At 27.1% G+C, this 14,762-nt stretch carries 13 protein-coding genes and 1 pseudogene; 6 read left to right on the top strand and 8 right to left on the bottom strand.

Annotated elements, in window-relative coordinates:
- From L8X24_RS07615 to L8X24_RS07605, 3 genes are all read right to left on the bottom strand, one after another.
- Nucleotides 1-702, bottom strand: a 702-nt coding sequence (locus L8X24_RS07615; protein ID WP_263664298.1) for a WG repeat-containing protein, incomplete at its 3' end; no start/stop codon positions are given.
- Between the two features lie 129 nt (nucleotides 703-831).
- Nucleotides 832-2,331 carry a DUF2779 domain-containing protein gene (locus tag L8X24_RS07610; protein ID WP_263664297.1) on the bottom strand — a complete coding sequence of 500 codons (1,500 nt, stop codon included), beginning with the start codon at nucleotides 2,329-2,331 and terminating at the stop codon, nucleotides 832-834.
- Between the two features lie 64 nt (nucleotides 2,332-2,395).
- Complete coding sequence (locus L8X24_RS07605) at nucleotides 2,396-3,040, bottom strand: hypothetical protein (RefSeq protein WP_263664296.1); 645 nt, start codon at nucleotides 3,038-3,040, stop codon at nucleotides 2,396-2,398.
- A 196-nt stretch (nucleotides 3,041-3,236) separates the two neighbouring features.
- Between L8X24_RS07605 and L8X24_RS07600 the strand changes: the two genes are divergently transcribed.
- Together L8X24_RS07600 and L8X24_RS07595 are read left to right on the top strand one after the other, a co-directional pair.
- Nucleotides 3,237-5,111, top strand: coding sequence for an McrB family protein (locus tag L8X24_RS07600; RefSeq protein WP_263664295.1), 1,875 nt, complete (start codon nucleotides 3,237-3,239; stop codon nucleotides 5,109-5,111).
- Nucleotides 5,095-6,432: an McrC family protein gene (locus L8X24_RS07595; RefSeq protein ID WP_263664294.1), complete on the top strand. Its 1,338-nt coding sequence runs from the start codon at nucleotides 5,095-5,097 to the stop codon at nucleotides 6,430-6,432. The genes L8X24_RS07600 and L8X24_RS07595 overlap by 17 nt, the downstream gene beginning before the upstream one ends.
- Here the strand turns inward: L8X24_RS07595 and L8X24_RS07590 are convergent.
- The 4 genes from L8X24_RS07590 to L8X24_RS07575 all read right to left on the bottom strand — a co-directional run bounded on the left by L8X24_RS07590 (nucleotide 6,424) and on the right by L8X24_RS07575 (nucleotide 10,107).
- Entirely contained in the window at nucleotides 6,424-7,116 is a 693-nt protein-coding gene (locus L8X24_RS07590) for a hypothetical protein (protein WP_263664293.1), read from the bottom strand. The genes L8X24_RS07595 and L8X24_RS07590 overlap by 9 nt on opposite strands.
- 13 nt (nucleotides 7,117-7,129) lie before the next feature.
- On the bottom strand, nucleotides 7,130-9,052 hold the full coding sequence (locus L8X24_RS07585) for an AAA family ATPase (RefSeq protein ID WP_263664292.1): 1,923 nt from the start codon (nucleotides 9,050-9,052) through the stop codon (nucleotides 7,130-7,132).
- 66 nt (nucleotides 9,053-9,118) lie between these two features.
- A complete protein-coding gene (locus L8X24_RS07580) occupies nucleotides 9,119-9,466 on the bottom strand; it encodes an agmatine deiminase family protein (protein WP_318529568.1) in 348 nt (115 codons plus the stop codon).
- A 92-nt stretch (nucleotides 9,467-9,558) separates the two neighbouring features.
- Nucleotides 9,559-10,107, bottom strand: coding sequence for a hypothetical protein (locus L8X24_RS07575; RefSeq protein WP_263664291.1), 549 nt, complete (start codon nucleotides 10,105-10,107; stop codon nucleotides 9,559-9,561).
- A gap of 102 nt (nucleotides 10,108-10,209) precedes the next feature.
- Between L8X24_RS07575 and L8X24_RS07570 the strand changes: the two are divergent.
- A pseudogene (locus tag L8X24_RS07570) lies at nucleotides 10,210-10,850 on the top strand (PD-(D/E)XK nuclease family protein); the annotation flags it as partial.
- Between the two features lie 101 nt (nucleotides 10,851-10,951).
- Here the strand turns inward: L8X24_RS07570 and L8X24_RS07565 are convergent.
- The gene (locus tag L8X24_RS07565; protein ID WP_263664290.1) at nucleotides 10,952-11,872 is read right to left on the bottom strand and encodes a helix-turn-helix transcriptional regulator; all 921 of its coding nucleotides are present in this window, start codon (nucleotides 11,870-11,872) and stop codon (nucleotides 10,952-10,954) included.
- Nucleotides 11,873-12,411: 539 nt separating this feature from the next.
- On the opposite strand from L8X24_RS07565, the gene L8X24_RS07560 reads away from it, so the two are divergent.
- From L8X24_RS07560 to L8X24_RS07550, 3 genes are all read left to right on the top strand, one after another.
- Nucleotides 12,412-12,804: a hypothetical protein gene (locus tag L8X24_RS07560; protein WP_263664289.1), complete on the top strand. Its 393-nt coding sequence runs from the start codon at nucleotides 12,412-12,414 to the stop codon at nucleotides 12,802-12,804.
- Nucleotides 12,805-13,372: 568 nt separating this feature from the next.
- Nucleotides 13,373-13,615, top strand: coding sequence for a conjugal transfer protein TraN (locus tag L8X24_RS08020; protein ID WP_263664299.1), 243 nt, complete (start codon nucleotides 13,373-13,375; stop codon nucleotides 13,613-13,615).
- A gap of 271 nt (nucleotides 13,616-13,886) precedes the next feature.
- Nucleotides 13,887-14,639 (top strand): hypothetical protein, encoded by a 753-nt coding sequence (locus L8X24_RS07550; RefSeq protein ID WP_263664288.1) that lies wholly within the window; start codon nucleotides 13,887-13,889, stop codon nucleotides 14,637-14,639.
- The last annotated feature ends 123 nt before the right edge of the window (nucleotides 14,640-14,762 follow it).

Here is a 14,762-nt window from a genome sequence, read left to right as displayed (position 1 = left end):
TCCAGCTAAACCATCATCAAAATCCCAAATATCATCATATTTTGCTTCTATGACTAAATTTCCTTGCTTGTCTATAAAGCCCCATTTTCCATTAAGCTTAACTCCAGCTAAGCCATCATCAAAATACCAAATATCATCATACTTTGCTTCTATAACTAAATTTCCTTGCTTGTCTATAAATCCCCATTTTCTATTAATCTTAACTCCGGCCAAACCTTCGCTGAAACTCTTAGCAAATTTATACTTTGCTTCTATAACTAAATTTCCTTGCTTGTCTATAAATCCCCATTTTCTATTAATCTTAACTCCGGCCAAACCTTCGCTAAAATCATAAATATCATCATACTTTGCTTCTATAACTAAATTTCCTTGCTTGTCTATAAATCCCCATTTTCCATTAAGCTCAACTCTAGCTAAACCTTCGCTAAAATCATAAATATCATCATACTTTGCTTCTAAGACTAAATTTCCTTGCTTATCTATAAGACCACATTTTGCTTTTGTGCAGCAAAGTCCATATAAATCATCATTTAAGTGATAAATCTTGCCAGCGATTTTTTTTAGTATATTTCCATTGATGTCAAATAAGATCGAATCTTCTTCAAAACTTGCATAATACATTTCATCTTTTTTTATAACACCACAATTTATTATTTTTTTATTAGCAAGATTTTTATCTAGTTTTAAAAGTGTTGTTTTCACATGTTTTCCTTTTTTGATTGATATAATATTTTATTATAATGTATTTTTATAGACTACTGCTGTCTAGTTTGATGATTTTTGCTTAGAGATTGATATAAAAACTCTAAGCAGTAACTTTTAATATAGTTATTATTTTACAAGCTCTTCTAAATGCTTTAAAATTTTCACCATGGCTAAAGTATCAAGTTTGCAGTATTCTAGTAAGGCTTGGCGGAGAGCTTTTCTTTTGTTTTCATCCATATTTTGCATAGTTTCAAAACTTTTCATAGCTTCGCTTCCATTGTGGATTAAATCTAAATTATTATAAGCTTGCTCCATATCAGGGATTAGAGCTGGTAAGACTTTTTTTATAGAATAACTCCCTTGCATTTTATAATGATAATAATCTTTATTTTGAAAAGGTATCATAAGATCTTCGATATTTTTTTCTATATTTAACAAATGCTCACTAAATTCAGGAAAAGCAAGTGCTAAATTTCTTATAACACCTTTTTCAAAACTTGCATTATAAGCAAGCACGCAAACATCTTTTGGTATATCATTGATCAAATTTTTTGCAAGTTCATATCTTGGATCGATCCCACATTCGCTTAAAAATTCTTTATGCTCTAACTTGTCTTTATAGTCTATATGCAAAGAGTATTGAAAAGGAATTTGCATATAAGACTTGACTACCCTGTATTCAGGTATGACTTGCGTAAAGGATTCAAAATCTAGATGATATATGGGATAGGTTAGTGTATCTAAGAATTTTTTGATATTTTCTTTGTTTATGTAGATTTCTTTATTGAGTGAAGCTTTGATTTGGATTTGTTGATTCTCGGTAAAAGTAGACAGATCTTTTATATCTTTAAAATTGATTATGTTTTTACGGTACAAATTAAAAATTTTATTAGATTTTGAAATGCTAAATATATTCTCATTTTCACATAAATTTCTTTGTTCAATCCAACAATACTCATATCCATCACAATCATAAGGATCAAAACAATGTGTTCCTATGTCTATATCTGGCTCCTCATTTTTACTTAAAATTTCTTCAAAGTATTTTAAATTTTTTCTAACTTCTTCTTGGTTTTGGATAACTTTATCTGTGATGTCATTGAACTTAAAAAGTCGATTTATGTCAAGAAAATCACCTCTATAGTATTTATTGTTTAAATGTATCAGGTTAACTTGTTTGATTTTATAACCCAAATTTGACAAAACATAATATTGCAAAGCACAATCATCTATATATGTTTTTTTAATTACTTTGGAAGTAGGTGTTTTTGTTAAAGATGTAGAGCTTTTTACTTCGTTAATGATCATACCATCTTTAGTATTTTGTAAAATATCTATCATGATCAAAATGCCATCATAGCAAAAAGTAGCTTCGTAAATCACTTCTTGGTTATTTTCTAATAGTTTTCTAGTTTGTTCGCATTTTTCATTCAAAGAACTACCCTCAAATTCTATCTTTACTCCATTTGGAAAAAGCTCACAAGCTAGCTCGCCTACCTTGTTACCAGTTTTAAATTTATCCGAAGTATTCTCTGGGGTACTTAGTACTTCATCTTTGTAAGTTTTTAGCCATAAAGACTTAGCACATTGTGTGCCTCTTGTGTATCTTGATTTTGAAAAAAACATTATTTACCTTTCTTTGTTGTTTTGTTTGAATTTTAGCCTATTTTTATTAAAATAGGCTAGAGTATTATTTTTTCAAAGGTTTATCTCGCATTAGAGCATAAATTAGTCCGCTTGAAAAAGCAAAGCGTGCTAACGCATTTTGTTTTTCTTCTCTTCTTAGCGCTACGGTTTTAAGATTGCTTTTTCTCAAAACTGCAAAAATACTAAGTCCATACCATAATCCTAATGTTATTTTTAAAGGTAGTATTAAAATCATTAGTAATGGATTGTTACGATTATCTCTTAGTGTTGTGTATGCTATATATAATACAACGCATGCCCATATAAAAGCAATGACACCCATAATAATTAGCGCAGTATCTCTTTCTATTCGCATTAGAAATAATGTCATAAAGATTATAAAGGCTAAAGGCAATACAGCAAATAATCCAACACACAAGCTAAGATCTATTGTATTTCTATATATGACTACCTTGCCTTTTAATCCATAATACACAAGCACTGCAGCTATGATGATATATATTAAGATAGCTATGGTGATGATTATTGTATTGGTATAATCTTCTTGAGCTATTTTTGTGCTTGTATTGTTATCTATGGTTTTTTCTATTGTTATATCTTGTTGTGCTGTTGTATAATTTACTTCAGCATTAGTAAAAGTAAAGCATATACACATTAACATGCTTAAAATTAAAAATAGTTTTTTCATTTTATTCCTTTGTTTTTGATTTGTTATTTTAAATTTGATTTTTATTTTTTAACACCTCCATGACTTGATATTTTTTATTTTACAATTGTAATTTATTTTAGTGGACTGTGTTTGTCTATTTTAAATTTTTTATTTTGATATAATTAACAATGCAAAAATTAAGTTATAATTATAAAAATCAAAACTAAGGAAAACTATGAGTGATTTAAAAACTAGTTTAAATGCAATTAAAGATAAAAATTTTGGTTATTTTTTTGATAAAGATGGAAAATGTTATATTTATCATACTAAATTTGGCAAGGAAAGAAAAAGTGAAATTTCAGGAAATGATAATATTGAATCGAAATTTGAAAATTTGATTCATAATATTTATAATGAAAATAAGGATAAATTTAATAGTTTAAAAGAAGCTTTTGAGAATTATTTAAAAATTTATGGCGATAAAAGTACTATACATATTAAATTTGATAAAGATGGAGAATTTTTACAAACAAAAAGCAAAATTGTGGATAATTTTAGCAAAACATTTAAACAAAATAATTTTAATGATGAAACTTTTAAACAATGGTGGGATAAAAGTATAAATAGTGCTAGAATGCAAGGTAATGCCACAAATTTATTAAAAGATAAAACAAAATTAGCTGATAATCTTGAAAAAATAAATGATGCAGTAAGTAATAGTAGCAATTTAACAGAATTATTAGCAGAACTTGAAAATGTAGAAGGTATGAAAGCTACAGCCAGAGAATTAGCATATTGGATGCAATTTAGGGATGGTAAATTTCCACTTAAAGATGATAAATTTCCACTTGCAAATGATGCTTCTGTAAATACCGCTAAGTATATCTTTGAAATGCTAAATGAAAATTCAAATAATGAACTTAAAAGCATAAAAGAAAATAGCAATATACAAAATAACGAACAAGCATATTTTGATTTTGTTTTGAAAAAACTTGAAGTAGAAAGAACACCTAATCTTCCAAAATACTATATTTTAGATCAATTTTTAAATTTGATTGATAAGATAAAAAATTCTGATTTGGCTTTAATTACAAAAGAAAAATTAGATAAAAATGATGAAAGTAAAGATATAAAGCAAAGTGCGTATTATAAACTTTATCAAGCAGCTTATGATTTTGCAAATTTATGTGGTAAGGCAGATATAAAAAGCAATGATTTAGAAGGCTTTAAAAAGCTTTTAAAAACGCATAAAAACATCATTTTTCATGGAATTCCTGGAACTGGAAAAACCTACACTATAGTAAATAATGTAAAAAATATCATTAAAAATGAAAATCAAATGCTCATTACTCAATTTCACCCAAGTTTTTCTTATGAGGATTTTATAGAAGGTATTAAACCTGCAGGGATTGAAAATGGACAATTAAAACTTGAACTTAAAAATGGAATTTTTAGAGAATTTTGTGATAAAGCAAAAGAAGAAGAAAAAGGATTTTTGGAAAAACTCGAAAAAGGAAATTTTAATGAAGCTCTAAGCGATCATGGGTATTTTTTCATAGCTGATGAGATTAACCGTGCGGAATTATCTAGGGTTTTTGGAGAATTACTTTATGCGCTTGAGTATAGAGGAGAAAAAGGTAAGATAAAAACACAATATGCCTCTATGAGAGATGATGAGGATTTTTATGTGCCTGAAAATATGTTTTTACTAGGGACTATGAATGATTTAGATAAAAGCATAGATAGCTTTGACTTAGCGCTTAGAAGACGCTTTATATGGCAAGAAATGGAGTGTGATTATAATGTAATAAGAGATGAAATTTATGCAAATAATATTGAAGAATACGCACAAGCTTGTAAAAAATTAAACGATAAAATTAGTAAAGATATAGGTGAAAAGTATCAACTTGGGCATTCTTATTTTCTAAAAATTGAATTTAAAAATGATGAGATTAAAGATAGTGATATGAAAAAACTTTTTAGCAACCGCTTTGAAGCGCTTTTAAAAGAGTATTTAAGAAGCGAATATAATGAAAAAGAAATACAAACACAATTGGATAGTTTAAAAAAACTTTTTGTTATAGAAAAAAACGATGATAAAAATAAATGATAATAGCTTTATAGAAATAGATCAAAAATCTTCAAGAATACAAGATTTTGATTTGTATTTTGAAGATTTTATAAAAAATGGAAATTTCTTTTCTTTTTTCAATGATGATGAAAAAATTTTAAGCAAAAATGCTAAAAATCCTATCATTTCATTGCGAACGATTGAAGAAAATAAAAGGCAAATTGCTAGTGGAAATTATATAGGAAAAATTTCTTATAATGGTTTGGAAGTTGAGATAAATTCCAGGTTTGGCAAGAAGTTTTTAGAAAGAATGCTAAATTATGCTAATGATGTATTTGTTGATGATGTGAGTATTTATCAAGATGTAAAAAAAGAAAGCAATATAAGTGAGTTTATACTTTTTTACATCTTTGTGCAAAAACTTGAAAAAAGTTTTTTGATAGGTTTGCCTAAAAATTATCAAAGTAAAAAATACAACGATTTGCGCTTTAAGGGAAATATTGATATGGTTGAATTTATAAAACACAATATCCCTTTAAAAGCAAAGGTTGCTACAAAAACAAGAGAGCAAATAGAGGATGTGCATATTATTAATGTATTATATAAAGCATTAGAAGTCATAGAAAAGAAAAATTCAAGCTTTTTAAAAAATGTAAAACATATAAAAACCTATTTAGTGCAAAATAAAAGCGAGCATTGTTTTATAAAAGAAAGTTTAAATAAAGCCTTTTCTAGCAAAGCCTTGAGAAATCAAAACTATCAAAACTACAAAGAGCTTTTAAAATATGCAAAAATGATTATAGAAAGTCAAAATTTCACTAGTAAAAATAAAAATGATCAAAAAAGTTATGGTTTTATCGTTAATATAGCAGAGCTTTTTGAAATTTATATAAGCAAGCTTTTAAGAAATAATTTTGAAGAATATATGGTTGATTCTCCAAAGCTTGAAATTTATAAAAATAGCTTTTATAAACGCTATATAATACCTGATATTGTTTTGTCTAAAGATGATACATATATAGTTTTTGATACTAAATATAAAAGAATGAAAATGGAAGGTAGAAGCCAAAATGGCATGGGAGATTTAGACAGAAATGATTTGTTTCAAATTCATACTTATATGGGGTATTATCAAAAGATAGGCAAGGTGCTTTTAGGTGGACTTTTATATCCTATGCAAGAATTTGAAAAAGCAAAATGTCATAGTGAAAATTCTATCCTTTCAGATGAGTATAAATTTATAGTTGATGGAATTTTTCTTGAAGATAGTCAAGATAAAGAAATTACTCTTGAGTATATTACCCAAAAAGAAACGCAATTTATAGAAAGGATCAAAGAGCTACTAAAACAATCATTTTAGTAGCTTAACAAAAGAAATTTTTCTTTCTATATCCTCGTGAGCGATAGAGTCTATTTCTAGTTTATAGGGTTTAAAATTTTTCGTGCTAATATTAGCAAATAAAATATCCAAACTCACATCTAAAAGTTTTTTTAAACCTTTTGAAAAATCATAATCTTTCAAATAAAAATTATTTCTTATCAAATTTTCATTTTGTTTTATAATTTCTAGCAATTCTTGCTCTTTAATATAAAATAACCCTTCTATAAGCATGTTTTGATAAGGTGAGATGTCGTTGATGTTTAGTACTTTTTTATCTATCCAGCCATTTTTAGGAAAGGCATATGCACTTGCAAGATGATAGAGTTTGCCTTTTGTGTTTGTTTTTTTTAATTTATAGTGTATTTTTGCATTATGTTTTATAAAATCAACAACACAAAAATGTTTAAAATCCGCATAATTTTGACTTAAAAAATTTTCAAAAGACAAAAGTTTGCTTTGAGTATTTTCATCTAAAAAATATCCATTTTCTAAATGATAGCTTTGGCTTAGTAGTTGTATATTTTCTGTGTTTTGAATTTGTGTTTGGAAATTAAACTCATCATTGTTTGTTTTATATAATGCTTTAATGTGTTCTTTTGCTTTTATATCATTAAATCCAAACACAAAGCTTTTGTGTATTGTTCCTTGAAGTGTTATGTTCATAGCTTTATCCTTTTTATAAAAATCCCATATTGATTTTTTCATCATCTGATTTGAGTTTTGATTCTTTTTCTAATTTTTCTAAAAACTCATCGGCGTTTTTGATTTTAAAAATTTTATTTTGTCTAAGGATTAGCGCAAAATCGCCCAAACAAATATTTTGAAGCCTTAAGAGCCTTTTTGCAATTTGCTTTTTATCAAAGCTTAAATTTAATTCTTTAGCAAAAAATTCAAAAGCCTTTAAAAGCTTTTCTTGCTTTAATACTTGAAATTCTATCTTTAGATCAAATCTTCTTATGCTAGCTTTATCAAGGTTTTGTAGGTAGTTTGTAGAAGCTATGAAAATACCTTCAAAATTTTCCATTTGCATAAGCATTTCATTGACTAAGCTTTTTTCCCAGCTTTTATTTGCTTCATCTCTACTATAAATTAACGCATCGATTTCATCAAGTTGTAAGATAGCATTATCATTAGAAGCTTTTTTGAAAATATTTGCGATATTTTTTTCATTATTGCCCACAAAAGGATCTAAAATATCACTAAGTTTATAAGAATGTAAAGTTTTATTTAAAACATTAGCTAGTTCTTTGCCAAACTCGCTTTTTCCACTACCTACTATGCCGTAGCTTAAAATTCTCAAACTTGAATTTTTATCGATATTGTTTATTAGTTCTTGTAAATTTAAATCACATTCTATCAAGCTTAAATCGTATTTTTTGTCTTTTTTTGGCATTGAAATGCCCTGAAGTGATCTTGCTTTTAAATTTTCATTGATCAATCTTACAAACACTTCTTGGCTTTTGCTTTTAAAGATCTTAGCATTGTTTGCACATTTTAAAATAACCCCTTGGGAAAGTTCAGGATGAGAAGCTATATTTTCTATAATGGCTTCATCTATTTTTATATTTTTCTTATTAAATAACCTTTTTATATTTTGAATTTTCTTTTCTTTGGGCATACTTTCAAGCTCTAAAATCACATCAAAACGCCTCAAATACGCCTCATCCATGTCTTTAGAATTTGATAAAAATACACAAATGCCATTTTCTTCATCTAAGATTTTATTGATTTTTAATTTCTCTTTTAAAGAATCATAGCAAAGGCTATCTTCACACTCATCAAAGACTATCATTTGTTTTTTTGGATTGAGTATTTTTTTAAGTGCATAAAAATTTGAAATTCTACTTGATTTTTTATCATTTTCGCAATCTTTAACACACAATGCTTCTTTTCCAAGCTCTTTAGCTATGAGTGCACTAAGCTCATTTTTGCCCACACCTGCTTTTCCATATATAAAAATATTTCCTTTTTGGCGTTTTTTTAAAAAAGTAATGATAGTGTTTAATTCTTCTTGTATATAGTCAAAATCACTCAAATTTAGTCTAGTTTTAGGTAAAAAATAAGAAAACTCACCCATAAGTGTAGTTTTGCTAATATCTTGAGTGAAAATGCTTTCAAAATTATTTACATCTATACCAAAGGCATCGCTATCATAATAACACAAGGTATCTAGTTTAAAAAGCATAGAATCATCACTTAAAGCTTTATTGACATCTTTTGAAGTGTGGTTGAAAATTTTTTCTATGATCTTTTTGCCCAAAGCAGTGCTATAGCCTTGGTGTAGGGCAAATCTACCTTTATTTGCATAGTAAAAAAACGCAAACACATCACATTCTGCTTGAGTAAAATTTAAGTATTTTTTAAGATAACTTAGATTTTTCTTTAAAAAGCTAGGATAGATAAATTTGGAGTATTGTTTGTAGATAAAACTAGGGATTTTACCATCTTTTTCTAGTGTATCTTCAAATTCGCTGTAAAAATCTTTCTTGATTTGTTTGCTGTTTGAGAGCATTTGTGCGTGTAGTGAGATGACTTTTACATTATGTGAGTAATAATCAAAATCCGCAATGTGAGTAAGAGTAGAAGTATTTGTTTGCATTATAAACCTTTAAACTAAGATATATAATGCAATTATAAACAAAATAACTAGACTTTAGTTGTCTAGTTATGAAAAATTATTAATATCATCACTATGTGTGTATCTATCATAAGCTAGTCTTGGTAAAAAGACTATGTGTTTTAAATTTAGACTTTGTTTTAAAGTATGGATAATGCTTTCCTTGCTAAGTGTTGGGTTTTGGCTAAAAATTTTCTCACACATAAAGGCAATATCATGTTTTCTTATGAAATTACCTCCATCAAGGATTAAATTTAAGTGATTTTTTAGAGGTTTTATAGTGGTTTTTAAATGTGAATAATTTCTAAGATAATCAGGATCATAAATATAACTTGTCGCCGTATTTTCATACACTAAAGGCATGAAATCTCTTAACCATATATCATTACTTGGTATTTATTTAAAAGCGATGTTAAATTTGACAAAATTTCGCACAAGATTTTGATAAATTCTTTTATGTTTTGATGATAAAAGTGTAGAAATGGCTATCATTTATCGCTCTTTTGCATGCTTAAAACTAACAACTCATCATCATAAATAATGTCATATTGTAAGATATCTCCCCAAAGCTTTAATTTGCCTTGTGAATTTTCATAATGCTTTATAGCTAGTTCTTTGAGTTTTTGCATGATTTGTGTTTTATCAAGATAGAGCATATCATTGCTAATAGGAAATTTAAGCACGCGTAAGTGAGATAAAAACATCAAAGTATGCAAAGGCTCGCTTTTACGTTTAAAATTTGTTTTTATGATAGCTTTTGCTTCTTGTAATTTTATGTGTTTATCTTTTAATAAAACATTTTGTTCTAAAATTGAATTTAAAATTTCTTTATCTAAGATAAAATCAAATTTTTGTATAAATTCCAAAGAGGAATTTACCATATCATAATGTCCTTTCAAAAGCCATTCTTGTATGCTTTCGCATTCTAAAAACAAAGTTTTTGTTTTAGTGAATTTTTCTACATTGTTATAGCCAAATTTCTTTGCAAATAAAGTCTCATCGGTGTGAGTTAGGATGTGTTTCATGGTTTGAAGCATTTTTATCCTTTTTAAATGATTTGTAAAATGGTAGCTAAAAAAAGCAGACAATGGTAGTCTATATTTTTGTAGTATAATTGTGAAAATATTTCAAGGAAAAAAATGAAAAATAACGAATTCATTAAAGAGTTGTTAAAAGCTAACGATAAATTTGAAGTTAAAACACCAAAAAAGGCATGAGTGATATAAATATTTTTGAAGCTTTGGGAGTTGAGTATAAAGAAAACTATCATTCTAAATTTATAGCTTATTTGATAGATCCACATGGTGATCATTATCAAGAGCTTTTTGCAAATGAGTTTTTAAAAAAGCTTGGAAGATACACAAAGGCTAGGAAGTTTAAAAATCTTACAGCCCATGACATAGAAAGCGTAGAAACAGAAGCTTGTGCTAAAGATAATAGAAAGATTGATATTCTCATAAGCTTAAAAGATAAAAGATATATCATCATATAAAATAAACTTTATACAAAAGATCAACCAAATCAACTCAAAGACTACATAAAACACATAAAAGAAAAAGTTAAAAACATAGATGATTTTCATGAAAATATACTTACTATTTATTTGCATAAAAATGAAGATACCGAGCCTAGCAAGTATAGCTTAGGCACAAGAAATGGGTTTAAAATAAATGATGACCTTATATATGATAGCTATGATAAAAAAATGAGTTTTTATCTAAAAATGGATTATAAATGGAAAGAGTGGATTAATGCTTGTATAGGTATATGTGAGAATAAAGTTAAAAACAATGAAATTGATAAAAAAATTTATAGAAATTGACATGATTAAAAAAGCTTTAAAAAAGCCAAAGAAATATTAAAATCCTGACAAATAAGCAATCATTTGCTTATTTGATCAAGGTATTCTCCAACTACTTCTTTGACTTTAATTGCTATAAAATCAGGTTCTAAAACCTTTACATAAGGTATGTAATAATACACTAAAGGTAAAATTTCCATTTCATGAGTTATCTCAAGCTCTATTTCTATGGAGCCATCTTTGTCTTTACCGGTGATGATTTGTGAATTTAGAGGCTTTCTTTCAAAGTATTTTCGTATAGGTTCTTCTACTAAAAGCCTTACCGTAAAAGGTTTATCAAGACTAAACCATATAGAATTTACTCTTTGAAGTTTTACTTCTAAACTCTCATCGGTTTGAAAATGCTCTTGGGTTAGGGTGATGTTTTGGATATTTTTTAAATAAAATTTTTTGAAAATATCACGTTTTTTCATATCAAAAGCAAGCAAATACCAAAAGCCACTAAAAAAGGCTAGTTTTAAAGGTTTTACTTGGAAAAGTTTATTTTCGTATTTAAAGACAATTTGTGTTTTGGTGTTGATAGCTTGTTCGAGGATTTGAAAATTGCTTAAATCTTTTTCTTCTAGCTTTTCTGCATCTAGGCTAGTATGGATGGGATTAGAAATGTTTTGAGAAAGTTTAGAAAGTAAGGGGTGAGCCTTAGCATAAAAGCTATTTCCAGCGCTTTTTGCCATGGTATCAAGCACTTCAAGGATTATTTTTTCATCATCTTGCTCTTGAATGTCTTTGCTTGTATCGATACGCCATTTTCTTCCATTTTTAATAAGCCCCATAGGCTCAAAAACCCCTTGCATATCTCTTTTTATGGTTTTAGCGCTTACATTGAGTTCTTGGGCTAGTTCTTTTATGGTTATGCCATTTTCAGACTTTACTAATTTTTCATATAAAACTTCAAGGCGTGTTAGTTTGGAATTTGCAATGTATTTTTTAAGATCTTTCATGATTTTTCTCTAAATTTTTTAAAAATATTAACAATAATTGCTTTATAAACAAATAAAGTCTAGTTTATAAACGCTGCAAAACTTATAGTTTGGAAATGAAAGTTTATTTAGAAAACAATGTTTGAGAGTAAAAGATGATAAATATATAATTATTAGAATACAAAAGGTTGTATTTTACTAGGTTTAACTAGGAGTGATGAAAGTATAGGACAAAGCAGACAAGCTTGTAAAAAATTATATGATTTACTATATCAGCAAAATTTATCAAATATAAAATTAGAAATTACAAATAAATTTTAGAAAGGAGATAAAAGTTTAAGTAGGCCAAAGGTGGTATTCTAGCTCCCCTTTTTAAAGGGGAAATCAAAGCTAATAAGCCTTGACTATAATTATACAAAGTAGTATAATTATTAATAGAATTTTATGGTTCAATTTAATCACCACCTAACTGAGTGTTGATTAACACCAAAGGCGGCCACCTTTGGTGTTCCACCCTTTTAGATTATACTCAAATCTTACTTAAACTTATAAAATAAGAAATGATAAATCTTTTATTTAAAAACACAAAGCTTTATATCGCTTTAGCTCTAATGTTTATGCTTAATGTGTTTTTATATCTTAAGCTAGATAGCACAAATGCAAAATTAGAAAAAAGTCAAAGTGATTTAAATTTAGCTTTGGGTGTAAATAATGAACTCACGAGGATTACTCAGGAGCTTAAAATAAGACACGAACAAGAGCTAAAAGCACTCTTTTATGCAAATACTCAAAAAAATCAAATCAAAACAATGGTTGATGATGTTAAAAACTATATATCCAAAAGCAATGAAACTAATACCACTAAGCTTTTTAATGCTATGCTTGATAGGCTGTGGGAGCAAAACACAAGTATTAACCAAAATACAAATTCAAAAAGTGCAAATACCAAATGAAGTATAAAAAAATGTAGTTAAAAATTTTTTAAATAGTGTTATGTTGCATTATAATATACTACTTTCTTTTGGATTTTTAGTATATGTTATGACAATATATCATTTATTGAAATTATCACTCTAAAAACTTAGAGATGATCTAGCGATAGATTCTAACAATGATGGTTTTAACGGATAATAAGTATCAATGCGCTCCATTTCCTTGTATAGAGGGTACTAGCAATTCAAAATGATGATACTCAAGTTGGTATTAATGATGAAAATAATAATGGTTGGGAAGATGATGGTTCTTATAGAGGATAAATTTTTATTTTAATAAAAAAGATAATAGATGTCGCTCTAAAGACAAATTTTTTGGCTTAACTGAGGGTAGGGGGGGGTGGTTGCTGTGATAAAGATAAAGTATTTATAGGGCTTGTACCTTGTAAAGAAGATGAAAAAAGCTAGCTAAACTCAATAAGCAAAATAGATGTGTAGAAGTTGGTGAATATTGCTCTAAAAAAATTAAATTCATAGCTTGTATTCAGCATAAAAAACATATTGTTGTTTTAATTCAAAATTAGCAAGAATATTTAATGAACAAGGACGCCCACAAATTAAAAGAGGTTGGGGTTCTCCAAAGAGTCCTGACTGTAGAGGATTTGCTCCAGAAGAATTTCAAAAGTTAGATTTTAGTGAAATAGATTTAAGTGAATTTATTGCTGATATTGTTGGAAGTATTGATGTAGATAAAATACAAACTGATTCTATAAAAATACAAGAAAAGATTGAAAGCAATCTTGAGAATTTAACAAGAAAACCTACTAATTAAAAAGAAAATAAAATTATAGAAAGGAGATGAAGTTTAGTTAAAAGTTTGTTTGGTGAAGCCAAAGGGATTATCCTAAACCCTGCAAAAGCAGGGGAAATTAGCATGCCTTGACAAAACAAAGCATAACTAATATAATTACTAGGATAATTTTAGTCATTCGACTCACCTCCCTTCTGGGCGGTAAATTGAATGTCAAAGGTGGCAACCCTTTGGCATTCCACCCTTAATACAATTATACCAAACAAACTCTTTAGCTTCTTTAATACAATTGATGAAAAGATTTTACATTTTATTCCTTAGTGCTTTAAATTTTGCACCTTCTTTATTATTTGGTGCTACAAATATAGATGATAATCATATTATCTTTACTTGGGGCTATGGTGAAGTAGCAAATGATATTTTACAAGTTATAAAAGATGTTATATCTTTGCTTCAATTAGCTAATAAAAGTAAAGAATCTTTTCATATCAATATCTTAATCAATAGTGATACACTTTATAAAAATTCTTTATTGCAATATAATATAAATAGAACAATTTCTAAAGATGATAATATCATTTATACTTTAAAAAATACTTCTAGTATAAATCAAGCTTTTAAAAACTTAAAACAATTACAAGAAGTATTATTAAAAGAAAATATATTTTTAAATTTTATAGACTTAAATAGCAAAGAAAGCCTTTTAAGTTTTTATAATCAAATATTAAGTAATCATCATCTTAAAGATTATTTTTATATAAAAAATAATCAATTTTTTATTAAAGAAGATATAAAAAATAAAATTATATTTCACAATATCAATTCTTCTTCTATTATAAGTAATTATCTTATCTTGCTGAATGATTTTAATACTTTAAGCAAGATAGAACTTATAAATATATTAGAAAGTTTAAGTTTATACAATCTTTCAACTTTAATGCAAGATATACAAAAAAGATACCTAAAACTAGAATATAACTTAAAAAGCTTTGATAAAGATAGTATCTTTTTATCTAATATGATTATGAATGTGAGGTTGAAGTAAGTAAATGGTAGATTTAGCAGGTGTGATTTGTCAATTAAAATAAAAACTCTTTTTTAATATTTTGAATATAATTTGCCAAAAAAACACTTGGGAGTAAAAAACAAATGGTGCCCGAGGTCGCCA

The organism is Campylobacter sp. CNRCH_2015_0814 (assembly GCF_025772765.1).
Lineage (GTDB): Bacteria > Campylobacterota > Campylobacteria > Campylobacterales > Campylobacteraceae > Campylobacter_D.
The sequence above is the reverse complement of the archived record's forward strand: the minus strand, read 5'-3'. Positions and strand labels throughout refer to the sequence as shown.

What these genes read in the sequence shown, in the direction of transcription:
- L8X24_RS07600 (WP_263664295.1), top strand. Translation starts at nt 3,237, where the DNA reads ATGAGTGATTTAAAAACTAGTTTAAATGCAATTAAAGATAAAAATTTT.
- L8X24_RS07565 (WP_263664290.1), bottom strand. Translation starts at nt 11,872, where the DNA reads ATGAAAGATCTTAAAAAATACATTGCAAATTCCAAACTAACACGCCTT.
- L8X24_RS07550 (WP_263664288.1), top strand. Translation starts at nt 13,887, where the DNA reads ATGAAAAGATTTTACATTTTATTCCTTAGTGCTTTAAATTTTGCACCT.
- L8X24_RS07590 (WP_263664293.1), bottom strand. Translation starts at nt 7,116, where the DNA reads ATGAACATAACACTTCAAGGAACAATACACAAAAGCTTTGTGTTTGGA.
- L8X24_RS07605 (WP_263664296.1), bottom strand. Translation starts at nt 3,040, where the DNA reads ATGAAAAAACTATTTTTAATTTTAAGCATGTTAATGTGTATATGCTTT.
- L8X24_RS07595 (WP_263664294.1), top strand. Translation starts at nt 5,095, where the DNA reads ATGATAAAAATAAATGATAATAGCTTTATAGAAATAGATCAAAAATCT.
- L8X24_RS07560 (WP_263664289.1), top strand. Translation starts at nt 12,412, where the DNA reads ATGATAAATCTTTTATTTAAAAACACAAAGCTTTATATCGCTTTAGCT.
- L8X24_RS07610 (WP_263664297.1), bottom strand. Translation starts at nt 2,331, where the DNA reads ATGTTTTTTTCAAAATCAAGATACACAAGAGGCACACAATGTGCTAAG.
- L8X24_RS07575 (WP_263664291.1), bottom strand. Translation starts at nt 10,107, where the DNA reads ATGCTTCAAACCATGAAACACATCCTAACTCACACCGATGAGACTTTA.
- L8X24_RS07585 (WP_263664292.1), bottom strand. Translation starts at nt 9,052, where the DNA reads ATGCAAACAAATACTTCTACTCTTACTCACATTGCGGATTTTGATTAT.